This is a genomic window from Mesorhizobium sp. WSM4840 (genome assembly GCF_055811755.1).
On record NZ_JBVVQD010000031.1, the window covers coordinates 23,311 to 47,767 of the forward strand.

Below are 24,457 nucleotides of genomic sequence, written 5' to 3' on the forward strand. Positions count from 1 at the left end.
CTTACCAGGTGAAGAAGTTTCGGATGCTGGGCGCGGGCTTTGCGATCACATTCTTGGACCCCGCAGGCTGCGGCACGCTCGTAACGAGCTTCTGCAAGATCAGTGGCGTTGAAATCCCGACATGCAACGCGACGATGCCTTCCGCTTTCCCCCCGAAATAGAGCCAGGTTATGAAGCCGCCAGCGATGACCATGGCCAGCGTGATACCCCAGTACAGCAGGCTCTTTACATAGGCCGGAAGTTGCTCCGCTTCCCTGAGATTCCACCAGTGAAGCACCTCGGCGAGCACGCCGCCGGCACACCCGATGCCAAATACCGTCCAAACTCCGTCGATGACCATTGTCAGCCCCTTATCCTGCACCTAACTCTGCAAACGTTCATCCCAATCGGGTTGCCACGTATCTAGACTTCGTCCGGCAACTCGAAGCGCATGCTAATTCTCTCGCGGCGCGGACCGACGCCCGGTCCGGTATCCAACGACAATGGTGTCGTCGGCAGGGCGTCATTCTGGATTGCCGCCATGACTTTGAGCATCGTGTCGATTTCGGCCGATTTCGGGTCGGGAGCGCCATGGTAGTGGCCGACATGGCCGTGCCCCCCGCCATGTCCGTCGAGCGAAATGCCGACAAAGGGCTCGTCGACCACCACCCACGGGGCGTTGACTTCAAACCATTCCATGCCATGGAGTTCGCGCCGTTTGATTACTCCCGGACGCGACGCCTCTTGCGCCCTGAACCAGTCCTCGATCCTGTCGTCTACCCACCCATGGAGGCGCCAGAATACCGGGTTGAGATGCGAGGAATAGAACTCACCGAGAAAGTCGTATTTCGGTGAGTTCCACTTGTCCGAGAAGTCAAAAGTTGGCCGGGAATCCGGATCGCCCGTTTCTGGGTCGATGATCAGCTCTCCCGTCTCCGGATCTCTTGCTGGCGTCATCCAGCGATTGTGCATCGCATTGTGGATGGTGAACTCGAGCAGGTTCCCCAAGGCTCCGAGGCTCAAGCTCGCGAGCACCGAGGAACTCGTGTAATTCGCCTCCCATTGGCGCATCACGGTTGAAAAGTAGTCCGGTGTCTTCACCCATTCTCCGGTCGACGCCACCATATTGCCCGACGCCGAGGCATCTCGCTTGAAGACGGTCTGCCCTGACGGGCCGCTGCTATCTGGCGAATAGACGAGTTGCGCAATGTCGGCCGCGGGTATGCGCTTCCAGGAAAGGGGTGGCGGGAGCCCTTGGTCCTCATAGCCGCTGTGCACCATCTTGATCATCCAGCGATGCATGAAGAGGAAGTCCTCGCCCGCACCGTTGTCCAGGATAAGGTTGTTTCCCTCTGTACGCTTCTTTCGTGGCGGCCGCGCGACTCCCCAGCCGAGATCGGCGATCGCGGTTCGCGTTGCCTCTTTCTGGAAATTCGGCCATTGACCACGGACCGTGTGCCAGGCGGCGTGCCAGAGGCGATGCCACTTGCTCGATAGCATTTCGATCGTCGAGGGTGACAGCGCCACGCCCGGAATATCTCGCGGCTCGAGAAAATCCCGGTGCACGGCGATGACACTGGCGGTGGCACCGGCCTTGGCGTCGCCATGATCCTTGGCGCGCATGACGGAGCCGACCAGACACTTTCGCGGACCAGTCGTCTCCGGCCAGTGTTTGGCGAGCGTCAGCTCATAGATGTATTCGAACGTCTCGATGGCGGAGCCCTTCGCGCCAGCACCGCGCAGGCGGATCAGAGGTGGCTCTCGCGTCACCAGTTCTCCCTCGACGGTCATAACCGCCCGCTCGGAATCATCCTCGTTCGTTGGCCAGGACAAGACACCGGCGACGGTCCCGTTGAGGTTCGCCACAAGCGTGAGCTCCGCTTCCGCAAACCTCAGCTTGCTGAAATCATCGATGATGTTGGGTTCATTGAGGAAGCTACGGTAGGTATATGTACCAGTGACCTCGGTCGGCTCCATTCGCTTCCCCCAACTGCTGCGCCCTCACGACGGCTAGCCCGGCATGGCCAAATTAGACTTCGAGTTCAATCCGGGCGTCCTTGTTGAACGCCAACGACAGCAAGCCGCCGGATTGATCCTTCAGCGAGGCGGCCAAGTCCTCGACGGCAACGAATGTTTCGTAGTTTTCACTGCCCTCCACGAGACTGTCGGACGTGGTGCTGAACCAGAATGTGAAGGGTTTGTCCTCCGCCTCTGGAGCCAGGGCGCGTTTGTCCACGGGGCCGAGCCGTGAATCATAAATCTGCTGGATGACCGTTCGCTCAGGGTTTCCGCTGGAGCCGTTCCCACAGAAAACATAGTGGTCGGCCGACACCTTCCTGCAGAACGCTTCGTCGACGTTGTGTTCCGAGCCATGGTGCTGAACCTTCAGCACATCGACATGGCAGTAGCCCTCATCGAGAAAGCCCGCGAGTTCAAGCCCCTTCAAAATGATGTCCTGCTGGGAATCGCCGGTCAGAAGAAGACGCTTGGCGCCCTCTTCGACCATGAACATCAGCGACGCGATGTTCGGTGTCGTAACGCCCTTGAAATCCTCGATCCCGTTCCAGTCCCTCAGGCTGAAGGCGTCCTGACCAAAGGCGTCGACCTTTCGCCTGATCTCGGCCCGCAGGTCTCGCAGGCGCTGGCGATTATCGACGTTGCGCAGGAAATTGTTCCACCCCTCCCTCAACGCCTCCAACTCGGTCTCCGTCGGACCGACAATCGTGAAACGCAGTGATCCGACTTTGAAGGATTTCTGCCCCTCTCGATACATCAGGAGCCTGGGTTCCTCCCGCGACCGTGGCAACTTGTTGACGGGAATGTTGAGCAATTCGGCTGACGCGTACCGTGAAACCTTGATCGCTTCCGGGATCGATACGGCAATCTGTTGCATCTCTGCACCAAGATCGACGAGTTCCGGCACCGAGGTCGCGAGCAGCGCCGGTGCCGCCGCCGCGAGCAGATTCTCGATATCGCCGGAATTCTGCCCGACCTGGTCGCGGAAGGCGTTGTGCCAGATGCCGCCCATCTCCGGCGGGCGAGGCACCTTCGGCGCACGGATCGGCGTGCTGTTCTCCTTGTGATGATCGAAGAGACGCCACGCAAGCTCGTCCTCCAGTAGCTGGAGCACGCCGGAGATGTGGTCCTGATCGATATGGGACACATAGACGTAGTCGAGTTTCGCGCCTTGATCGCGGAGCTTGGAGAGCTCTTCGCGAACGCTCTTCTTCATGCTGGACGACATGCCTCCATCGCACAGGATCCGACCGTCCTCGGCACCTTCGAGCAGCAGGCAATCGCCCTTGTCGGATTGGAAAATATGAAGCTTCATCGGGCGCCCCTCACCTCGACGCGTTCGTTGAAGGTCCGCGCTTCATCGATCGCCGCCGCGGGATCGATGACGCCGAAGCCGGCATCGTTGCGCCATTCATAGGAATTGCCCGGAAGTGGGCGAGCGGTGCGCTGGAGGATGCCCGAACACTGTGCTGACGTCAGGTCTTTGTTGACCACCAGCATCAGGCCGACGACGCCGGCAACATGGGGACTGGCCATGCTGGTGCCGGTCATGCCGATCCACTGCTTGTCGTCCTCGCTGAACCCTTTGGCGGCGACAATTTCCGTTCCAGGCGCTGCAATGTCGGGCTTCGCGCGATCATCGCGCGTCGGCCCCTGGCTGCTCGAGATGTTCATGCGCTGTCGCGCTTCATCCAGGTTCGCAACCGCGATGACGCGATGGGCGCAGGCAAGCGAACTGATCGAATGCGAGTCGACGTTCGACCCTTCTGAAAAGAACGACGGGAACCGGTAGAGCCGCAGGCTGCCCTGTACCCCAATATCGATCGGATCGTCCCGTTCGATCCAGCAGTTGAAGCGCCCGTTCCTGATCTCATCACCAACGAGCCTTACCTTCCAAACCCCCGCCTCGACCCCTCGGAGGCTGTCGGCCTGCAGGTTGGGTGTCAGGTAGATGGCCGCGTAATTGCTCCCGTTGGTCGGGTGATAGAGCTCGTTGTAGATCGACACCGTCGTCCCGCTCGCCAGGCGCCGGTTCTGGACATACTCTCGGGGGCGAACCGTGATCCAGTCGGCGCCCAGGCTCGGCGGCTTGACCATAACCGTGATGCGATCCTGGGCGCCGTACCAGATCTCCAGCTCGTTTTCGGACATGTCCTCGATGCCGTTGCCGACGACCGTCCATTCGAGATCGACAGTCAGGCCGCGTGAGGCAATACGGCCGCTTGAATGAATGCGGCCCATGATGAACCCCAAGTCTTCTGCGGTCTCGCCTTTCTCCTGGCCGGCGTTACCCGCCGCCACGGAAATGGCGCGACCTGGCGTCGAGAGCAGCCCGTCAATCCAACGGCAGACGCCGTTCGATCCATCGTGCCCGGCGCCGTTCGTGCCGAGACTGATATTGATTGAGATTGCTTTGCCTTCACGCTCAGCAATCTCAAGCAAGTATTCAACGGCATGGACGATCCGCGACGAGTCACTGAAGGTCGCGCGGCGCTCCTCCGTTTGATCCTTGAGCATTGGGACTGATATCAATACCGCGGCGATCATCGCCTTGGGGCACACGCCGCTGTTTCCGGCCGCTATGCTGGCGACATGCGTGGCATGCGAGCCTTCCGATCGCTGCGATTGCCGCTCGGCGAAGGTGGCTGGAAATCCGCCCTTCTTCTTCGCCCCGGCAATCGCTCGATCCATCAACTCTTTGGTCAGTTCGCTGCCATAGTCGAACTGACTCTTGCCATTTTTGGACGGAGGCTCGCGGAAATCTCCGCCTTGGTCCCAGATCGAGAGAAACCGTGTCTTGCCCGCGTCATCGAGAAAATCCGGATGCGCGAAATCAAAACCGCCGACATCAATTATGCCGATGATAACCCCTTCACCGTCGCGGTGGGCCTTGCGCAGCGACGCGTCAGCATGAAAGCGCGTGGACGGAGCCGAAGCCAATTGCCGCGTGATAACCGGTCGGTCGAACGTTACCGGCTCGGAAGGATGCACAAAGGCGACGTTCGGATCGGCTTCAAGCTCGGCAAGCGCGGTAATTGGCACGGTCGCTGACACGAAGTTTCGACGCACCAGAATCTGGCCGCCCAACAACGCCTTGTCCGATGCCTTGGCACTCGCCTGGCCGGCCTGCGCGATACGCTTGACTTGGTCGGTGGCGGCCCGTTCAGCCTTTCCCCCATCGTCGGTGCCACCGTCTCGGTAAAGCTCGACAAACACGTTGACGTAAGACTGATCTGCTTGCTGGGTTGCCGGGAGTTTGGGCCGCTTGGGCAATCGCGCGCGCACCGGGATCTTTGCCGGACTGATCGGGAGGCTCTCGCGAAATTGACAAAGATCGAGGTTCGCGGGGATGCCCAGCGATTCAGCTGACAAACTCGGAGCAGTAGCTACCGTCGAGCTGATGTCGGATCTGAGGAGATTGACTGTCGCCGCCCCGTTTTTCAGGCAACGCAGCCGCGGATGAAGTCTGCGCGAGGTCTCGTCGCTAACCGCCACCGCCTGCCGCCCCCCCAAAAGACCAGCCAAGTAACGAACTACGCGTCAAGTACACCAATTCAGTGTAAATGACCCGCTTGCTCCAGCGAGCAACTCAGTGGCACAAATAATGAGGTAAAGCAACAAGTGAATGACACCTATAACAGATTTTGTCCGCCTTCAGCCCGTCTAATTCTTTGCCGCCTCACAATTCCTAGCCGACCATGTCGTCGGTGACCGGCTCTTCGACGAGGTTCTCGGCAAGTTCCAACAACCAGGGCGATACGTCCTCGATCGCAACCGCGTTGCCATGCGCAGCGAAGTACTCCCCCACTGTGCGATACCGTTCCCCGAACCGATCGGCAAAGGACCGACCTTACCTTTTCGTTCCTGCCCAACGGCTCGGCGCGGCGACACGATCCGCTTCTTGCGGCAATTTCGGTCCTGAAACGCCTGTATGCCGAGAGCCGTCGGGCACTCCCCGAGCGCGTCCCGGTCACCCACCTCAGCCAGGCTGATCGTCGGCTCACCTTCGAACAGGGAAAGCCTGATCGCCGTACCTACGAGATTGCGACGCTCGCGGCTTTGCGAGACCGGCTTGGCTCTGCCGACATTTGGGTCGACGGCAGCCGATCGTTCCGGCCGCTCGACGAGCATCTGATGCCGCGGTCGACATTCACCACAATGAAAGAGGAGGATCGTCTCGGGTTGGGCGTCCAAGGTGACGGCGCGCAGTGGCTTGTCGAAGCGCGTCAGATGCTCGACTTCAACCTGAAGCGTCTGGGACATAGGGCACGGTCCGGTAAGCTCGAAGGTGTTCGTCTTGAAGCCGGTACCTTGATCGTGACGCCAACGGCTGGCGAGTTCCGGCGGCGGCCGAGGAACTGAATCCGAGATCAGCGAACTTTTTCCGCTGGTTGAAGTGCCTGACCTCTTGAGGGAGGTGCACGAATGGACCGGCTTCGCGGATTGCTTCACGCATGTTCGCACGGGCGACACTCCGAGGAACGTCACGGCTATGTTGGCCGGAGTGCTGGCCGATGCGACCAATCTCGGTTCGAAACGGATGGCGAGCGCATCCAAAGGGATCAGCGCTCACCAGATCGGCTGGATGCGCACGTTCCATGCCCGGTCGGAGACCTATTGCGCGGCGCAAGCATGCATCACCGATGCGCAAACCCGACAGGGTCTTCCTCAATTTGTGTGGTTCATCCGCTGTTAGCGACGCTATCGCTATGGGCGGGCATGCGAACAAAATCGAAATGGTCGCCGGGCCCAGGGGTCAGAATTCTGGGTGTCGCGCTCACTGATGATCACAGTTGGGTTGTTTCCGCTGCCGGACCGGCAATCGGCATTTGCCCCGATTGTGGCCGGCGAAGCCGAAGTCGGCATGGCTGGTCCAATCGCAGCCTTCAGGATCTGCCGGTCCAGGGCAAGCCCGTGACGGTGAAGCTCCTGCTGAGCCGCTGGCGATGTGCACATCAGAAATGTGAGCGACAAACGTTCACCGACCGACTGCCGACTGTTGCTTCCCCTTATGCGCGCCGCACGACAAGGGTCGCGGAAATTGTCGGCCTGCTCGGCCATAGCGCCGGCGGCCGTCCAGGCGAGCGCCTCATGCAACGACTCGGCATGCCGGTCAGTGACGACACCATCCTGCGGCAACTGAAGCGGGATGCCGCGGTTACTCACTGCACCTCCGAGATTCGGGTGGTCGGCATCGATGACTGGAGTTGGCGCCGAGCGACAAGATACGGGACCATCATGGTTGATCTCGAGCGTCGCTCGGTCGTCGACATTCTCGATGATCGAAGTGTCGATAGTGCAGCCAGGTGGCTGCGGAACCCTCCCTCCGTCGAGGTCGTCAGCCGAGACCGCTGCGGTCTGTATGCGCAGGCCGTCCGTGAAGGCGCACCTCAGGCCCGGCAGGTGGCCGATCGGTTTCATCTGGTCCAGAATCTTCGTACGGCAATCGAGGAACAGATGAGCCTTTCTGGCCGTGCTTCAGGAAGAGCCATCCTGTCCGAGGACGCCATTGTCGACGCTGCGGCACATCGCCGTCGCGCCCGGCTCGCGCATAGGCAATCTCGCCAGGAAATATTCGAGATGCTCCACGCCTTCCGCCAGGACGGGCTGTCTTACAGCGAGATCGCACGACGGACCGGCTATGAGCGTCGAAGCATCGTGAAGTGGCTTGCATTCGAAGCTCCGCCAGATAGGCGGCGAGCAGCATTGAGCTACACATCACCATGGTATTTTGAAACCTTCCTTGCCCAATGCTGGAAGGAGGGGAACCGCTGCGGACGGCATCTGTTTCATGACGTCAAGCAGCGCGGCTACACCGGCAGCTTCTCCAATCTGGAGCGCCTGCTGGGAGCTTGGCGGCGGGCCGAAAGAGAGCGCGTCGATGATGTTCCTTCCATGGCGCTCAGCTTGGGACCCGTTCGAGATCCGGATACCGGCCACGTGATTTCGCCAGTTGTTGCCGCGGCGCTGTGCATAAAGCCAAGAGGCCTGCTGACGCCTCGACAGGCAAGGAAAGTCGATGCCCTGAAGCAGGGATCTGACGCATTCGCCAAGATGCGACGCCTGGCAATGCGCTTCAACGGCATCCTTCGCAGCAAGAGGTCGGAAACACTGGACCCCTGGATCGACGATGCAATCGACTCCGAACTCATCCCGATTATGCGGTTCGCCCGTGTTTTGCGCAGAGACATCGATGCCGTCAACAACGCCATCGCGCTGCCCTGGAGCAACGGACAGGCCGAAGGTCAGATCAACCGCCTCAAGACCCTCAAGCGCGCAATGTATGGCAGGGCAGGCCCCGAACTGCTGAGAGCACGAATGCTGCCACCGCGCCACACAAATTGAGGGAGAACCCAATTAAGTGCCAAGCGACATCGGCCCATCGAACCTGCCAATCTTTAGTCTAGCTAGTTCTTTCGCTTGACCATGATCTTTCCGAACTGCAGGTCAGCGCAGCAAAAACAGGGTTCCACTTTTTGGGATCATGGTCTAGGACGATTTCCGGTCGAGGATTTCGAATGACTCACAGGAACTGGCTGACAACGGGCGTAGTCTGCGCCGCGATCGCCTTTGTCGTCGCCACAGGCGCTTTCTTCCATTCCCAGCAACCGGCTTCGGCCGACAGCCGGGCGATGATCCTTGCCGTCGACCCGCAGCCGCTGGTCGCGGTGACGAAAGGCGGCGAACGCTCTTTTTCCGTCGAAATCGCCGACGCCTCGGCCGAGCGCGACGCCGGCCTGATGTTTCGCGAGGAGATGGCCGACGATCGTGGCATGCTGTTCGTGTTCGAGGAGCCTCAGGATGTCAGCTTCTGGATGAAGAACACGCCGATGCCGCTCGACCTGATCTTTGTCGGCCAGGACGGCAGGATCCGGGCGATCAAGCAAGGCAAGCCGCAATCCGAGGCGATGATCTCGCCCGGCGAGCCGGTTCGCTTCGTGCTCGAGCTCAAGGCAGGCACGGCAGCCAGGAGCGGCATCGCGGACGGCGATTTGTTGCGTCACCCGGCAATCGGCACTGCGCACAACTGAACGCGCAGGATCGATCGCAGATGCAGTTTTTCTCCCATGACGGTTTTGACCTTGCCTTCCTCGACCGCCAGCCGGCATCGGGCAGGGCGATCCGGTGCTCATGATCCATGGCTTCGCCTCGACCCATTACGTCAATTGGGTGTCGCCCGGCTGGTTCAAGGCGATCTTCGCCCTGTCTGTTTCGACGACTGCTAGCCTGAGGGCTCGGAACCTCTCTCCAGAAGGTACGCTGCCACATCCTCGGAGAACCGTCTGCGCTTGCCGGCGACAAGGACGCAATCCGGATGTTCGGGATCTCGAGCGCCCTGAACCACCCCGTGTTACCTGGCGATGCCGGACTGGCGCGCGATGCGCCGGGCCGCCGCCGCGTCATTGCTCGCGCAGGCGGCCACAAGAGGTCCTCATCGTCAAGGTCAGCAGTAACACCTGCTCTTTCGAGCGCGGCGGCGACCTCCGGCAGGCCGTACCGCAGCGCCTGCGTGTAGGCGCTGACACCGTCCCGCGTTCATGCCGTCCTGCTCGAACACCTCGATGCCTAGTGCCCGCGCCCGCTCCGGCGTGAGCATCAGGAAGTCGTTCGGCCCAGCGATCCTGAAGAAGCGAATGACTTCGATCCGCACACCAAGATGCGTCAGGTAGGAGCCGATTTCGGCATTCGCGACACCGCTCTCGCGATATTCGCCCTTCTCGTCTCGGTAAGCCGCATGGAAGCCGATCTTCGAACTCGGCGACATGTAGCGCCTGGCACCCGATACCCAGATCAGGCCGCAGGCCGAATAGCGCTCGCCGTCGGCGAAAACCATTGTCGCGAAGTTTCGCATCCGGATTTCCGCGCCGATCTGCAGGGCTTCCTTGATGGGGCCAGAACAAGAGCTGTCCCAGCGACACGCAGCCTTTATTGCGTTTCATGTCTTGGTCCTCTCGATGGGCCAGAACGAACGTCAACCGGATTAGATCAGCGGGGCAAGGTCACCGCATGTCGGCCATGTACGCCAACCCGATTACATTGTTGGAAATAAGTAACTCAAGCGAAAACCTGCAATTTGCCTTCGCCACGTACCCTAATCGTGCAGAGATATCAATTTCCACGTCCTGGAATTCAATGAACTGATTGTGCAGTGGAAAATACGCCTTATATACCGCCTCCTTCAAAACGAAGAGGTCCCGCCGCTCGAGCAGCTGTAGATCGTACATGCGTTGCTCGTTAGGGGTGGCAATGAATTCGATCAGGTTCGCCGGCAGAGGTTCATTAGGCTCAATGTCGATGCCGAGAGCCGCAATCCTTTTCGTCCCAGCAATGGCGGCGGCTGCTACGGTATCGTGGTGCGCCAAAGATCCGACGACGCCGGGTGGCCAGATCGGAACACCAGAGCGCGTCTTTAGGATCGGCAGTAGTGGGAATCCCAGTTGCCCAAGGAGTGTTCTGGCGACTACTCTTGCAGCACCGCTTTGGCGGCGAACTTTCGTAACAGCGCGTCCCAACGAGGTAACTTCGGAATCGTACAAGGTGGATTCGTCACCCGGTTCTATTGGACGGATGCCGACGAGAATGTTCTGTTGATCAATGGTGATAGTCTCCATTCTATCTGGTCCCTTTGAGCTCTTCGGATGAGAAGCTCAGCCCATGCAGCTTGGCCTTGAAATTGCTCGACTCGCTCGTCGACCAGCAGCGGCGGCAGACCAAATATGCTTCCCATCTTTGGATCACCGAGCCAGAACTCTCCGACATTTGGGGGTTGTCGCGATCCGAGACTGAACCTCGTCTGGGTGCCAGAACCTTCGGTGCAGTTCGCTAGGGATCTTTTTCAAGAACCCCGGCTAAGGGCGTAGAAATAGCTCGGGCCATAGCCTTGCGGTTTTCCAGAACACTCATCATCGTCACGTGGTCGCCTCCAATCGGTACGGCAGTAATGGCCTCCGGACTCAAGACTCGGTCCCAGCCGCGCATGGGCGAACGTGCCTCTGGGCATAATGAACTTTCAGCTTGTCGTGCCCGAGAACTGAAGAGAGCCTCGGTGGCATAAAACTGATGTATCTCAATTGGCAGGGTTGGGATTTGGTACGCCTGCAGCGCCTCGTGAAACCGGGCGATCCTTTTATACATCAAAACATCGGTATGGAGATCACGATCCAGAGGTATCGCCCCGATTTGCTGCGCCTTTTCAAGCAGCCGAGCGATTGAACTTTGTCCAGCAAATTGCTCCAACACTTCGAAGCTCTCATCATCTAAGGGTTCAAAAGAATCCAGCACCACGTCTCGTACCATTTGGATGGGTGATATCTTTGTCAAGTTTGCAGGTAGCGTAACATCGATCAATGCCATGAAAGATATAGCCTCATCGCGACCCAGTAAGAGCTGGGCTATGGCGTAAGCCAAGATTCCGCCTGATGAGTATCCAGCAAAGCGATACGGACCCTGCGGCTGGATCTTTCTAATCGCCACGAGGGTCTCCGCGGCTATCGCCTCAAGAGTTGGTGGACAAAGGTTATTGAAGGGGGGCCATGGCAGAGCGTAGACGGGACAGTCTACGTCCATTTCCTCCACCAACCTGAGGACGTAGGAACAATCGCCAAAACCTGAGGGGACAAAGAAGAGCGGTGGCTGCGATCCGGTTGCTTGTACGGAAATCACTCCCGGAGTCCTCGGCTGTGGCTCCAAATGAATCTTCGATGCAAGTTCCTCCAGAACAGGGGCTCGGAAGAGGTCGGCGGCGCTAAAGTTCAGCCCAACATCTAATGCTCGACTGAGTAACTGCACGGCCAACAGCGAGTGGCCGCCGAGTTCGAAGAAGTTGTCGTGGCGTCCGACCCGCTCGACCCCGAGAAGCGCCGCCCAAATCCCGGCCAGCAGCGTCTCGACTGCGCCCTGCGGCGCTTCATAGGCGGTGTGCGCATAGGCGTCGTCGTCGGGGGCCGGCAGCGCCTGGCGGTCGAGCTTGCCGTTCGGCGTCAGCGGCAGCCCATCCAGCCGCACGAAGGCCGACGGCACCATGTAGTCGGGCAGCCGCCCGCCCAGGTGGGCGCGCAAGGCGCCGGCAAGCGTGCCGCCATCGGCGCCCTCCGAGCCGTCCGCCGGCTTCGCCACCACATAGGCGACGAGCCGCTGGTCGCCGGTCCGATCGGCGCGCGCCACCACCACCGCATCGCCGACAAGCTCGTGCTCGCAAAGCCGGGCGGCGATCTCGCCCGGCTCGATCCGGAAGCCGCGGATCTTCACCTGGTCGTCGTTGCGGCCCAAAAACTCCAGATTGCCGTCCGGCCGGTAGCGGGCCAGGTCGCCGCTCCGGTACAGCCGGTCGCCCTCCACAAACGGGCTGGCGGTGAACCGATCCGCCGTCAACTCGGGACGGTTCAGGTAGCCGCGCGCAACGCCGGCCCCGCCAACATAGAGCTCACCAACTGCTCCCACCGGCACCGGCGCGCCGTGAGCATCCAGCAGGTAGATCCGCGCGTTGGCGATCGGACGGCCGATGGGAGGCAATTGCGGCCAGCATGATGGATCAGCCACGAGGCGGTGCTCCGTGACAACGTGGGTTTCTGTAGGCCCATACTGATTTATCAACCTCGCCCTCGGGTGAGTCTCGAAGAACGACCTGAGCTCGGGGGTGGCTCGCAATTGCTCACCCGCTGTATAAATTTCTTTCAAAGAGGGCAGCAGCGCTCCCCGAGCGCACCAGGCTTCCGCAAAATGTTTCAAGGCTACGAATGGGAGGAAAAGCCGCTCGATCCCTTCTCTGCACACAAAGTCCAGCAACTCGGAAAAGTCGGCACGGGTCTCTTCCTGCACGAGCACCAGTAGCCCGCCGTCCCTCCAGCAACTGAATAACTCCTGGAACGAGACGTCGAAGTTCAAAGTCGTGAACTGAAGTGTACGTCGTTTTGGCGCACCAAACTCCGGCGAGGACCAAAGCAAATTCATAAGCGACCCGTGGGGCATTTCGATGCCCTTTGGGGTGCCGGTGGAGCCAGAGGTATAGATGATGTAGGCGAGATGGCGCGCGGTGAGGCCCAGCGCGCGCGGCTCGGGATCCGAAGCAGGCAGCTCGGCCCAGGCCGGGGTCGCCGTCTCCAGATCGACCACCGTCACACCGACAAGCGCCTCAGGGCCGAGTGCTGCGCGTCCGGCCGCATCGCAAACTAGCAGCCGCGGCGCGGCATCGTCGAGAACCTGCCGCAGCCGTAGGCCCGGATAGGCCGGATCGAGTGGGAGATAGGCGCCGCCCGCCTTGAGGATCGCCAAGACCCCCACCACCATCGCCGGGCTGCGCTCGACGCAGATCGCCACCGGCTGATCCGGCTTGACCCCAAGGGCGATCAGATGATGGGCCAGCCGGTTGGCCCGGGCGTTGAGTTCGTCATAGGAGATCGACTGCCCTTCGAAGACCACCGCCACCGCCTCGGGTGTGCGGCGCACCTGTTGCTCGAACAGCTCGTGGCTGCAAAGACCCGACGGATAGTCCGCCGCCGTCCGGTTCAGCTCCTCCAAAAGGTAGGTCCGCTCCTCGGGCGACAGCAGCTCGATGCGGCCGACCGGCTGCCCGGCATCGGCAACCATCGCCCGCAGCAATGCCAGAAGATAGCCGCGCTGCCGCTCGATCGTCGCTTCGTCGAACAGCGCCGTGGCATAGTGCAGCGATCCGGCGATCTGATCGCCATCTTCGCCAAGGCTCAGCTCCAGATCGAACTTGACCTGATCGAGCCTCTCCCCCGCAGCCTCCACCCGCAGCCCCGCCAGGTCCAATGACTCGACGGCATTGTTCTGCCAGGCCAACATCACCTGGAACAACGGCGTGTGATCGAGGGCCCGCGGCGGCTTGACGACCTCGACGACCTGCTCGAACGGCAGGTCCTGATGCTCCTGGGCGGCCAGGGCCGTGCGCCGCGTCCGTTCCAGAAGCTCCGACACGCTCGGCTCGCCGGACAGGTCCAGCCGAAGCGCCAGGGTGTTGACGAAGAAGCCGATCAACTCTTCGATCTCGCGCCGGCCTCGATTGGCGCTCGGCACGCCGATCACGACGTCGTCCTGCCCCGACAGACGCGACAGCACCGCCGCCCAGGCCGCCAGGACCGTCATGAACAACGTCGAGCCATGCTGCCGGCTCAGCCGCTTCAGACCCCGCGTCAGATCCGCATCGATGACGATCGGCACACTGGCCCCGGCAAACGACTGCTGGGCCGGCCGGACGCGGTCCGTCGGCAGCGCAAGATGGGCCGGGGCGCCTGACAAGGCGTTGCGCCAATACTGCGCCTGGGTCTGCAGCCGTTCCCCCGACAGCCACTGCCGTTGCCAGGCGGCATAGTCCGGATACTGGATCGCCAGCGGTGGCAGCGGGTCGTCCTGCCCGGCCACAAACGCCCGGTAAAAGCTGTTCAGTTCACGCATCAAGACGCCCTTCGACCAGCCGTCGGAGACGATGTGATGCTGGGTCAGCAGGAAGACGTGCTCCTCGTCCGCCAGCCGGATCAAACGCGCCCGCATCAGCGGCCCGCGCGCAAGATCGAACGGCAGGTGCGCCTCTTCACGGCACAGATCCGAAAGCGCCACCTTAGCATCGGCCCGGCCGGATAGATCGTGCTCGACCAGTGGCAGCCCGGCATCGGCCGGCAGCACCTCGACCCTGGGCTGGCCCTCCGGTGCGACAAAGACACTGCGCAGCGCCTCGTGACGGGCAAACAGACGGTCAAGGCTGCGCTGCCAGGCGACGCGGTCGAGCACCCCCCGCAGCCGCAAGGCCAATGGAACATGATAGTTGGTGCTGCCCTCGTCGAGCTGCGCCAGGAACCACAGCCGCTGCTGCGCGAACGACAGCGCAAGCGGCTCGTCGCGCGACACGGCAACAATCGCCGGCAGGTCTTGCGGACCGGAGCGGCTCAAATCCTCAACGATGCTTGCCGCCAGATCGCAAAGCACCGGCCTGGCGAACAGCGTGGCCAGCGGCAGCTCGACACCGACGGCCTGCGGCAACCGGCTCATCAGCTGCACCGCCAACAGCGAGTGGCCGCCGAGCTCGAAGAAGTTGTCGTGGCGCCCGATGCGCTCGAGGCCGAGCAGCTCTTGCCAGATTCCGGCCAGCAGCGTCTCGACCTCGCCCTGCGGCGCTTCATAGGCGGTGCGCGCATAGGCATCGTCGTCGGGGGCCGGCAGCGCCTGGCGGTCGAGCTTGCCGTTCGGCGTCAGCGGCAGCCCATCCAGCCGCACGAAGGCCGACGGCACCATGTAGTCCGGCAGCCGCCCGCCCAGATGCGCGCGCAAGGCGCCGGCAAGCGCGCCTCCATCGTCGTCCGAGCCGGCCTCCGGCGCGCACACGACATAGGCGACAAGATGCTTGTCGCCGGCGCGGTCCTCGTGCGCCACCACCACCGCCTCGCGCACCCAGGCATGCTCGATGAGCCGCGCCGCGATTTCGCCCGGCTCGATGCGGAAGCCGCGGATCTTCACCTGGTCGTCGTTGCGGCCCAAAAACTCCAGATTGCCGTCCGGCAGATAACGCGCCAGATCGCCGCTCCGGTACAGCCGGTCGCCTTCCACAAAGGGGCTGGCGGTGAACCGCTCCGCCGTCAGCTCGGGACGGTTCAGATAGCCACGCGCAACGCCCGCCCCGCCAATGTAAAGCTCGCCCACCGCCCCGAACGGCACCGGCGCGCCATGACCGTCCAGCAGATACACCCGCGTGTTCGCAATCGGGCGGCCGATATGCGGCACAACGTTGTCACTGAAGAGACGTCCCGAGGTTGCCACGACGGTAACTTCCGTCGGACCATAGTTGTTTATTAACTTGAAAGGCGACGGTTCCAGGGAAGGCACACGCTGGAGACGATCACCACCGATAAGCAAGTACCCCAACGTGGGATTTATCAGCTTGTCTTCTAACGCGGTTGTAGCCAGCGGCGTGACTAAAAAGGCGGTCTCCAGCGATTGATCACGCCACCATTGCAGTAGAAGCAGGGGATCTCCTCCTGCTGCTCTGGGCGGGAGCAGCAATGCGCTACGATTGGATAATGCAGACCATAGCTCCCAAGCACTGGCATCGAATGCCACTCCCGCCGTGAGTGTGCAGCAGGTTTCTGGTTGCGGACAAAACCTTTGCACATGCCATACTGTAAGATTGACCAGGCTGTGGTGCTCGACCATGACGCCCTTTGGGGTTCCGGTTGAGCCTGAGGTGTAGATGACATAGGCGAGATGGCGTGAGGTCAGGCCAAGGGCGCGCGGCTCGGGATCGCAGGCGGGCAGTTCGGCCCAGGCCGGGGTCGCCGTCTCCAGATCGACCACGCTCACATCGGCCAGCGCCTCCGCGCCGAGAGCTGTGCGGCCGGCCGCATCGCAAAGCAGCCGCCGCGGGGTGGCATCGCCGAGAACCTGCCGCAGCCGCGCGCACGGATAGGCCGGGTCCAGCGGCAGATAGGCACCGCCCGCCTTGAGGATCGCCAGCAGCCCCACCACCATCGCCGGGCTGCGCTCCATGCAGATCGCCACCCGTTCGTCCGGACGCACCCCCAGTCCGATCAGATGATGGGCCAGCCGGTTGACCCGGGCGTTGAGCTCGCCATAGGAGAGCGCCTCGTCCTCATGCACCAATGCCACCGCCTCGGGCGCCTGGCGCACCTGTTGCTCGAACAGCTCGTGGATGCAAAGTCCCGACGGATAGTCCGCGTCCGTCCGGTTCAGCTCCTCCAAAAGATAGGTCCGCTCCTCGGGCGGAAGAATGTCGAGCGCGCGCACCGGCCTGTCGGGAGCCTGCTCCAATGCCTCCGACAGCGCTTCGAGCGCCCGCTGCATGTAGCCGCAGACCCGATCCGCAGAGATCGGCTCCGCCACCTGTGCGGTGAGGCCGAGCGCCTCGCCAAAATCCTCCACCGACAGCGTCAGCGGATAGTTGGTGCGCTCCTCGCTGCCCAGCCATTCCACGCCGGACAGACCATCATCCGTGCCGGAGGCGGCCATGGCCGCCGGCGTGTTGTGGCGGTAGTTCAGCAGCGCGCTGAACAGCGGTGCCGGCGCCGCAACGCCGCTGCAGCGTTGCGCCAGCGCCAGCGAGGCAGGCTCGTGTAAGAGCAGCTCGGCCAGACGGGCATGGGTGAGACGCAGACTTTCCTCAACTCCGGTGCCGTCGAGGTCGAGGCGCACAGGCAGGGTGTTGATGAACAGGCCCATGGCGCGGTCGGCCCCGGCACCGGCATGCATTCGGCCGAACAGCACCGTGCCGAACACCACCTGCTCTCGGCCGCTGCTGCGCGCCACCACCTGACCCCAGGCCAGATGGCACAGGCTGGCCAGGCTCACCCCCAGCCGCCGCGCCTGGGCCCGCAGCCGATCGTTGAGCGCCTGCGGCAGCATCCGGTGCGCCTCGCCGACCCCGCTGCCGTCGCCGTAGACCTCGCTCAGCCCGAACGGCATGGTCGGCTCGTCGATGTCGGCCAGCAGCCCCCGGAAGAACTCTTCATGCGCTTTGGCATCAACCCCAAGCCGCGCCTGCGCCACCAGATTGCGGAAGGGCTGCGGCGCGGCAAGCTCATGCCCGCGACCCTGGAGCACGGCCCGCACCTCGGCATGCATGATCTCCAGCGTCGTGTGATCGCCGATCAGATGGTGCTGCAACTCCAGCAGCAGCCAGCGTGTGCTGCCCGGCTCGCGCGCGATCACAAACCGCAACAGAGGCGACCGGCCAAGGTCGATGCGGTACTGGCGCGGATCGAACCGGCGCCTGAGCTGCTCGGCGCCGGAACCGTCACAGGCATCCAGCTCGACCTCGCTCACCTCCAGCGGCGCACGCCGCCACACCACCTGGGCCGGGCTCGACAGCCCCTCCCAGACAAAGGCCGTGCGCAGAATGTCGTGCCGGCCCACCACCTGCTGAACCGCGCCAAGATAGCGCTCCAACAGGCCGCGCTCGGCAAACGCCATCTGCGAGACCAGTAGGTAGGGATCGCCCTTCGTCGCCAGCAGATGATGGAACAGGATGCCGTCCTGCAGCGGCGACAGGCCATAAATGTCCTGGATGTTGGCGACCCCGCCCGGCACCGTGGCGACGATCTGGTCGATCTCCTGTTGGGTAAGATCGATGAGCGGCAGCATCTGCGGCGTGATCGCCGTGCTCTGCTCGCCGATCAGGTTGGCCGGCACCGCCACCTCGCGATGGCTGCCAAGGCTTGCGGCAAGATCGGAAAGCACCGGGCTGGCGAACAGGGTGCGCACCTCCACCCCAAGCGACAACTGCCGCAGCCGCTCCATCAACTGCACGGCCAGGAGCGAGTGGCCGCCGAGCTCGAAGAAGTTGTCGTGGCGCCCGATGCGCTCGAGGCCGAGCAGCTCTTGCCAGATTCCGGCCAGCAGCGTCTCGACCTCGCCCTGCGGCGCTTCATAGGCGGTGCGCGCATAGGCATCGTCGTCGGGGGCCGGCAGCGCCTGGCGGTCGAGCTTGCCGTTCGGCGTCAGCGGCAGCCCATCCAGCCGCACGAAGGCCGACGGCACCATGTAGTCCGGCAGCCGCCCGCCCAGATGCGCGCGCAAGGCGCCGGCAAGCGCGCCTCCATCGTCGTCCGAGCCGGCCTCCGGCGCGCACACGACATAGGCGACAAGATGCTTGTCGCCGGCGCGGTCCTCGTGCGCCACCACCACCGCCTCGCGCACCCAGGCATGCTCGATGAGCCGCGCCGCGATTTCGCCCGGCTCGATGCGGAAGCCGCGGATCTTCACCTGGTCGTCGTTGCGGCCCAAAAACTCCAGATTGCCGTCCGGCAGATAACGCGCCAGGTCGCCGGTCTTATACAGCCGATCGCCTTCCACAAAGGGACTGGCGATGAACCGCTCCGCCGTCAGATCAGGCCGGTTCAGGTAGCCACGCGCAACCCCCGCCCCGCCGATATAGAGCTCGCCCACCGCCCCGAACGGCACAGGAGCACCATGACCGTCCAGCAGATACACCCGCATGTTCGCAATCGGACGCCCGATCGGGAGCCGGCCAAACGTCTCATCAATCGCGGTAATCTCGCAGACTGTCGCAAAGGTCGTCGTCTCGGTCGGACCGTAGCAGTGCAAGAGATGCTGCGGTCGGTTCCCCCTCAAGACCCGTGCTACTGCCGCCACATCAACCGCATCACCGCCGACCAATAGCAACCGCAAGCTTGCCAGCGCCGGGCCTAAATCATCAGCGCTCTGGCTGAACAACCCGGCTGTCAGATGCAGGACGGTAATGCCATGCTGCTGAACCAGACGGCGCAGCACCTCTGGCTGCAGCACATCAATTTGTGGAATCACAACCAGGCTTGAACCGTGTAGCAGCGGTGCCCACACTTCCAGGGTACTGATATCAAACGCGGGATTGCCCACCCACGCCACACGATCACTTGAGCTGAACTGCGCATAGCCATTGTTGATGACGAGCCGGTTGACCGCACGGTGAGCAACAACAACCCCCTTGGGAAGGCCGGTCGAGCCGGACGTGTACATCACGTAAGCGGCAGCCTCGGCGCTCAATGCCAGGCCAGGATCGGCACTGGACCCTGCTCCGGTCATGAGCGGCTCAATGGCCAGAACAGGGATCGTCACCTCAAGCAGATCGTCATCGTCACTCTCGCTAAGCACCAGGCGCGCAGCACAATCGGCCATCAGCCATTCTTGTCGCTCAGACGGAACGCCGCGATCGATCGGCACATACACTCCGCCCGCCTTCAGGATCGCCAGCTGCGCCACCATGAGGGCGACGGAGCGGTCCAGCACTGTCGCAATGTGATCCCCCGGCTTGACCCCAAGCCCGATCAGATGGTGGGCCAGCCGGTTGGCCCGGGCGTTGAGTTCGTCATAGCTCAGCGCCTCGCCCTCATGAACCAATGCCACCGCCTCGGGCGCCTGGCGCACCTGTTGCTCGAACAGCTCGTGGATGCAAAGATCCGACGGATAGTCCGCCGCCGTCCGGTTCAGCTCCTCCAAAAGGTAGGTCCGCTCCTCGGGCGACAGCAGTTCAATCCGGCCGACCGGCTGCCCTGCATCGGCAACCACAGCGCACAACAGATTCTGCAAATGCCGCGTCATGCGGTCGATCTGCTCCGGTGCCAATCGACTTGCATCAAAGTGCCATCGAAAGCTCCCATCCCGAGTGCAAAGCTCGAATGTCAGCAAATCACCGGATAGGGTTGTCTCAGAACTCGCGTTCGAAGCTAGATCGCCAGCCGCAGAACAGCTATCTGCTGTAATCGTGATGCCAATCGGCCAAGGCCGGTGTGATCGTAGTGCCTCCACACCTCGCAATGTCGGGGAGCGTTCGATAAGATCCCGCGCGAAGCTGCCGTGCTCCGTCAGCCGAGCGAATTCGGCCGCCACCGCCCCGCGCACTTCCTCAAAATTATGTGCAAGATCAATGGTAACTTCCATCGGCACGACAGAGGCGATAAGCATCTCCACCGCTTTTAAACCGGCTTGCGATCTATCCGATGCAGGCGTCCATCCCAGTTGAAGCTCTGCTTCTCCCGTGATGCGGGCGAGATAGATCAGCCAAGCCGTTACCAAGTATTCCGTGCGATCGAGTGGCGACAGCTTAGCCAAAGCACTTGGAATGCCCCCCGAACTCGACTGCCATCTAGGCGGCGCTTCAGCCACGGGCGACGACAGGAAAGGAAACTGGAATGTTTTAAATCGCTCAAGCCGCCGTCGCCAAAAATCCTCTGAAGGCGCCAACAATTCATGGGCGGCAGTTATGCTCCGCGCTTGTTCATCGCTCAAAATTGGCAGGCGACCACCTTCATCCAGATTGGAGTGCCTGGCGAAGGCTCGCGCGTCCAGCAGCTGACCATTGGGGCCGCCAAAGCAAACATCGACATCCTGCGTACCCGTCGCCACACGCCAGTGGCTGGAGTGGATTTCAAGCAGGGAACCCGCGGGAAAGCCCGAGCGTCGAGGCAACACCTCCAGGCGTCTGACAGTGACAACCTCATCGCCTACGAGCGCCTTGGGCAGACACAATGGATTGGGATGATACGGGCCAAAGTCTAGGGCACGCGTCATGGCTGACAGCTCTTGCGCGGATCGATCCCATCGCAGACAGCCTGCCGCATCTGGGCGTCGACGTTTCGGAAAATAGCTTCTGTTCACCAGCGCCTGCGGATGGGCAATAAGCTTCCCGCTCTTGAGGTCAGTCAAAAGCTCGCGGAAACCCTCGACTGCAGCCTCAAAACATTTGAGGTTCAAGCTCAACGCCGTGTCGGTGGGCGCAATCAGCACTTGGCGCTGAACCACGACGTCACCCGTACCAACACCATCATCGATACTATGCCACGTGATGGCATACTCGCTCTCCTGGGCCAGCAGCGCCCAGGACGTCGCGTGAGTTCCTGCATACCGTGGCAGTGGACCGTCGTGGAAATTGAAAGCACGTTGTCGCGCTCGCCCAAACACGTCCGGTGGCAATATAAGCGGATTGGCAACGGAGAAAATCCAATCCACCGGCTCCGCGTTCAGAAGAGAGCAGAGCTCGTCAACACTCGCAATACACGGGATATTGGCGCGAGCCGCCCAATCCGCGAATATAGCGTCGCCACATAGCACTGCGCGAATGTCGTGGCCCACCGCCATTGCCAGCTGCGCGCAGCTGATAGCAAGCGTACCATTGCCAACAAAGACGCTGGAGGAGATTGATCGCGCTGCAGGTTGTGGCCTATCCCGATCGCCTGGTTCGCAAGCGCTTGCGCGTTCCGGTGAAGAGTGACGTGCCATCTTCATCCCTCGGCCAGTCCATCCACTAAGCTGGGCAGTTCCCTCCCCAACCGCCGCGCCACATAGCGGCCTAAACCTGTCACACTGGTTCGGATTTGCTCAGGAGTAACCGCGCTGAATGCTAATCGAATCCGGCAGTCTTGAGAGTTATCCAACGCAAAGAAGCTCATCGGCATAACAATGACATTGTAACACCTTGCACACTCGTCCACGCTGTCCGCGCCAAATCTGAAAGGAAGATCAAGAGACAGGAAAAAGCCGCCAGAGGGTCGATTCCATCGAATCTGCTCCGGGAAAGGCGAAAACACACTGTCCAGCTGACGCACCATGACGTCGCGATTTGAACGATACCAATCCAGCGCGGGGCGAATCCAGCCACGCAAGCTTGCTGCCTGCTCCATCAAGAGTCCCGCTACAATCGCTTGTGTAATATGGCTTGTATTGAGGGTAATGAAACTCTTGAGTTGGACCAGGTTTTCCCAAAGTGCCCGGCAAGCGCGCGCGTCTCCAAATATTGTATCGGGCAGTATCGCAGCTCCCACGCGGAGAGCTGGGCTCAAGGTCTTGGAGAATGTGGACAGGTAAATAACACTTCCTGCCTCATCCATAGCGGCCATCGGAGGGATCTCATCACCTTCATACCGAAATAGCCGATATGGATTGTCCTCCAGAACGATAATCCGATTTCTTGCGCACACTTGAAGGATATTGCATCGTGAGGCCTTATCGAGGACGCGGCCGGTCGGATTGTCAAAATCGGGAATGAGGTATAGAGCGCGGGCCCTCCGACCATTCCGGCGCAATTGTAGGACGGCGAGTTCGACTGCCTCTGCAACGCAAGGCACTGAGTTGGACAATGCTGCAACGGCGACCCTTGCGGCCTTACCTGCACCGGTCGCACCAATATACGTGGGATTGCAGACTAGGAGCACATCCGCAGCTTCAGGGCACAGCGCCGCGAGGCAGAGTGCGAGCGCTTCCTGGCATCCTGAGGTGATCAGTACGCGATCCGCCCTCGCGGGAACCCCCTCATCAGACCGGACCTGTTGCGCAACGAGCTCGCCGATAATGCCGGCGGTTCGTCCATACTGCAGCAAGTGCGACAATAATTGCCCGCCCCCGTGACCGCCAGCTGAATAGCGTTGATATACCACTAGCGCATTCAACAGCACCTGGGGGTCGAGCTTGTCGAAGAACCGCTCACTCGGTCTGCCAGACGCCAGCGAGACTGCCGAGGGAAACGCACTCGAGACTTCGTTCAAAAAGTTCATAACTGAACATTGCGATCTGTGATCCAACATCGAACCCTGCGTAGGACTATTGGCGAGCTGAGGACCACACCAGTCTCAGAGCGACGACATCATTGAGGCCCAAGGGCTCACGCATTTTCACGGTTTATTCGCCAGAATGATCAAGCTGATCAAAAAGCACCCATCGTTTGATTGATGAATCCATCCTGCGCGGCTGCATGTCTTCGAAGCTGAGCCGCCCCTCAAAGCGAGAGGACTCGCATCCTATGAAGCTGGCAACCTGCGTCCACGCACACCTAGAACTGACTGGATTTTGGGTAGTCATAAGACGATTTCTCCTCAACCGCGACCCAGATACACATGTCCAGGCAAGTGCCGTGCCGAAGGAAAAATCGTAACAATTACGTGGCGCTACTAAGATGACTAGTGTCCGACATTGTCGGACATTGGACGTAAGCATCTGAGGAAGGTTCGAGTTGGTCCCGCGCGGGCGGGTTGAAGGACAGGACGATGCCAGGATCAGGCCAGAAGCTCTAAAGGTGATACCCTGGCGATTCGGGCGGTGGAGGTACGCTGATCGAAGTCCTCGCCGATTGCTCAACCCGCGCCCACGGCGTAACAGGTCGGGGATCGCCGCTGAATGAAAGTTCAGTGGCAGCTCACCGTGCCTGGCGCAGATCAGGTGACGCTTTCCTTTCGTCCAGTTGGAATGCCACCTTCGATCAGTCTTGCGGGACCCTGGTAGGCCGGCGGGCGCGCCTGAAGTCGGATCGCGAAATCCGGTGGGCCACACCTCTTTGATCAGTATTTTCCCGACTGCTCAAGCTGCTCGAAAAGCTCTTGTACGTTGTCTTCAAGAAATGCTTCCTCTCCGTTCCGATGGATGAGTTCAAAACTTATCCCCGTATTAGCGCATCGAGAAGAGAATGCTTGTGTTAGGCCAGGTCCTTCAATAATGGTCGTGTCGAACGACAATCCCCGCGCTGTAAGCGTATTGACCGCCGCCGACACATCGTCGACAGATAATGCAACATGCGCTAGACCAACCCCGTAGTTTTGGACAAGTTGAGACACCTGCGACTCTGGCTCTGTGCCTTGGCAAAGCACAAAGCACATGTCGTTCCGAACCATGTCCGCACACACCATCCCAGTCTTCTTACCTTTTATATGCAATCGCCGTCTAAGCTTAAAACCAAGGACATCTTGAAACAGGTGGATAGCGTCGTCTAGTTTATGAACCGCCAAAGCTATGTGATCAATGCCGTGAAATCGAGGATTATGATGGCCATTTGCTTCGATAGATTCTTTCAGAGAGCCATCCGACGGCGAACCCACGGGATAAGTCATTTTTTGAGTCCTTCTATTTAGGTGGACGCAGCCAATTTAACGATCGAGCCATAAGCTGTTAACAGCCTGATTACACATGAGTAGCCTCGCAGACCGGAATGGTCCGTTTTTGCGTGGTCATGGAC

At 61.0% G+C, this 24,457-nt stretch carries 11 protein-coding genes and 2 pseudogenes; 4 read left to right on the plus strand and 9 right to left on the minus strand.

What is annotated here, in order from left to right; translation table 11 throughout:
* Position 1: 1 nt before the first annotated feature.
* From AC0L3I_RS29695 to AC0L3I_RS29710, 4 genes are all read right to left on the minus strand, one after another.
* The gene (locus tag AC0L3I_RS29695) at positions 2-340 is read right to left on the minus strand and encodes a hypothetical protein (RefSeq protein ID WP_473529248.1); all 339 of its coding nucleotides are present in this window, start codon (positions 338-340) and stop codon (positions 2-4) included.
* Between the two features lie 62 nt (positions 341-402).
* On the minus strand, positions 403-1,956 hold the full coding sequence (locus AC0L3I_RS29700; protein ID WP_473529249.1) for a hypothetical protein: 1,554 nt from the start codon (positions 1,954-1,956) through the stop codon (positions 403-405).
* A 52-nt stretch (positions 1,957-2,008) separates the two neighbouring features.
* Positions 2,009-3,310 carry an MBL fold metallo-hydrolase gene (locus AC0L3I_RS29705; RefSeq protein WP_473529250.1) on the minus strand — a complete coding sequence of 434 codons (1,302 nt, stop codon included), beginning with the start codon at positions 3,308-3,310 and terminating at the stop codon, positions 2,009-2,011.
* The gene (locus tag AC0L3I_RS29710) at positions 3,307-5,490 is read right to left on the minus strand and encodes a S8 family serine peptidase (protein ID WP_473529251.1); all 2,184 of its coding nucleotides are present in this window, start codon (positions 5,488-5,490) and stop codon (positions 3,307-3,309) included. The genes AC0L3I_RS29705 and AC0L3I_RS29710 overlap by 4 nt, the downstream gene beginning before the upstream one ends.
* A 381-nt stretch (positions 5,491-5,871) precedes the next feature.
* Here AC0L3I_RS29710 and AC0L3I_RS29715 point away from each other — a divergent pair.
* The 4 genes and pseudogenes from AC0L3I_RS29715 to AC0L3I_RS29730 form a co-directional block, all read left to right on the plus strand.
* Positions 5,872-6,652: pseudogene (locus tag AC0L3I_RS29715) on the plus strand (Tn3 family transposase); the annotation flags it as partial.
* Between the two features lie 62 nt (positions 6,653-6,714).
* Positions 6,715-8,340 carry an ISL3 family transposase gene (locus tag AC0L3I_RS29720; RefSeq protein ID WP_473529252.1) on the plus strand — a complete coding sequence of 542 codons (1,626 nt, stop codon included), beginning with the start codon at positions 6,715-6,717 and terminating at the stop codon, positions 8,338-8,340.
* 173 nt (positions 8,341-8,513) lie between these two features.
* The gene (locus AC0L3I_RS29725) at positions 8,514-9,026 is read left to right on the plus strand and encodes a DUF192 domain-containing protein (protein ID WP_473529253.1); all 513 of its coding nucleotides are present in this window, start codon (positions 8,514-8,516) and stop codon (positions 9,024-9,026) included.
* A 20-nt stretch (positions 9,027-9,046) separates the two neighbouring features.
* Positions 9,047-9,192 (plus strand): annotated as a pseudogene (locus tag AC0L3I_RS29730) (alpha/beta fold hydrolase); the annotation flags it as partial.
* A 247-nt stretch (positions 9,193-9,439) separates the two neighbouring features.
* Here AC0L3I_RS29730 and AC0L3I_RS29735 read toward each other — a convergent pair.
* From AC0L3I_RS29735 to AC0L3I_RS29755, 5 genes are all read right to left on the minus strand, one after another.
* Positions 9,440-9,847 carry a hypothetical protein gene (locus tag AC0L3I_RS29735; RefSeq protein WP_473529294.1) on the minus strand — a complete coding sequence of 136 codons (408 nt, stop codon included), beginning with the start codon at positions 9,845-9,847 and terminating at the stop codon, positions 9,440-9,442.
* A 148-nt stretch (positions 9,848-9,995) separates the two neighbouring features.
* Positions 9,996-10,607, minus strand: a complete 612-nt coding sequence (locus AC0L3I_RS29740; protein ID WP_473529254.1) for a 4'-phosphopantetheinyl transferase family protein — start codon at positions 10,605-10,607, stop codon at positions 9,996-9,998.
* A gap of 211 nt (positions 10,608-10,818) precedes the next feature.
* Positions 10,819-21,741 carry an amino acid adenylation domain-containing protein gene (locus AC0L3I_RS29745; protein WP_473529255.1) on the minus strand — a complete coding sequence of 3,641 codons (10,923 nt, stop codon included), beginning with the start codon at positions 21,739-21,741 and terminating at the stop codon, positions 10,819-10,821.
* Positions 21,738-23,006 carry an aminotransferase-like domain-containing protein gene (locus tag AC0L3I_RS29750; RefSeq protein WP_473529256.1) on the minus strand — a complete coding sequence of 423 codons (1,269 nt, stop codon included), beginning with the start codon at positions 23,004-23,006 and terminating at the stop codon, positions 21,738-21,740. The genes AC0L3I_RS29745 and AC0L3I_RS29750 overlap by 4 nt, the downstream gene beginning before the upstream one ends.
* A 780-nt stretch (positions 23,007-23,786) precedes the next feature.
* Positions 23,787-24,332: a VOC family protein gene (locus tag AC0L3I_RS29755; protein WP_473529257.1), complete on the minus strand. Its 546-nt coding sequence runs from the start codon at positions 24,330-24,332 to the stop codon at positions 23,787-23,789.
* Between the last annotated feature and the right edge of the window lie 125 nt (positions 24,333-24,457).

Bases quoted from the DNA above. Each gene is read 5' to 3' on its own strand.
- AC0L3I_RS29695 (WP_473529248.1), bottom strand. From the start codon at position 340: ATGGTCATCGACGGAGTTTGGACGGTATTTGGCATCGGGTGTGCCGGC.
- AC0L3I_RS29700 (WP_473529249.1), bottom strand. From the start codon at position 1,956: ATGGAGCCGACCGAGGTCACTGGTACATATACCTACCGTAGCTTCCTC.
- AC0L3I_RS29705 (WP_473529250.1), bottom strand. From the start codon at position 3,310: ATGAAGCTTCATATTTTCCAATCCGACAAGGGCGATTGCCTGCTGCTC.
- AC0L3I_RS29720 (WP_473529252.1), top strand. From the start codon at position 6,715: ATGCGAACAAAATCGAAATGGTCGCCGGGCCCAGGGGTCAGAATTCTG.
- AC0L3I_RS29725 (WP_473529253.1), top strand. From the start codon at position 8,514: ATGACTCACAGGAACTGGCTGACAACGGGCGTAGTCTGCGCCGCGATC.
- AC0L3I_RS29735 (WP_473529294.1), bottom strand. From the start codon at position 9,847: ATGCGAAACTTCGCGACAATGGTTTTCGCCGACGGCGAGCGCTATTCG.
- AC0L3I_RS29740 (WP_473529254.1), bottom strand. From the start codon at position 10,607: ATGGAGACTATCACCATTGATCAACAGAACATTCTCGTCGGCATCCGT.
- AC0L3I_RS29745 (WP_473529255.1), bottom strand. From the start codon at position 21,741: ATGAAGATGGCACGTCACTCTTCACCGGAACGCGCAAGCGCTTGCGAA.
- AC0L3I_RS29750 (WP_473529256.1), bottom strand. From the start codon at position 23,006: ATGAACTTTTTGAACGAAGTCTCGAGTGCGTTTCCCTCGGCAGTCTCG.
- AC0L3I_RS29755 (WP_473529257.1), bottom strand. From the start codon at position 24,332: ATGACTTATCCCGTGGGTTCGCCGTCGGATGGCTCTCTGAAAGAATCT.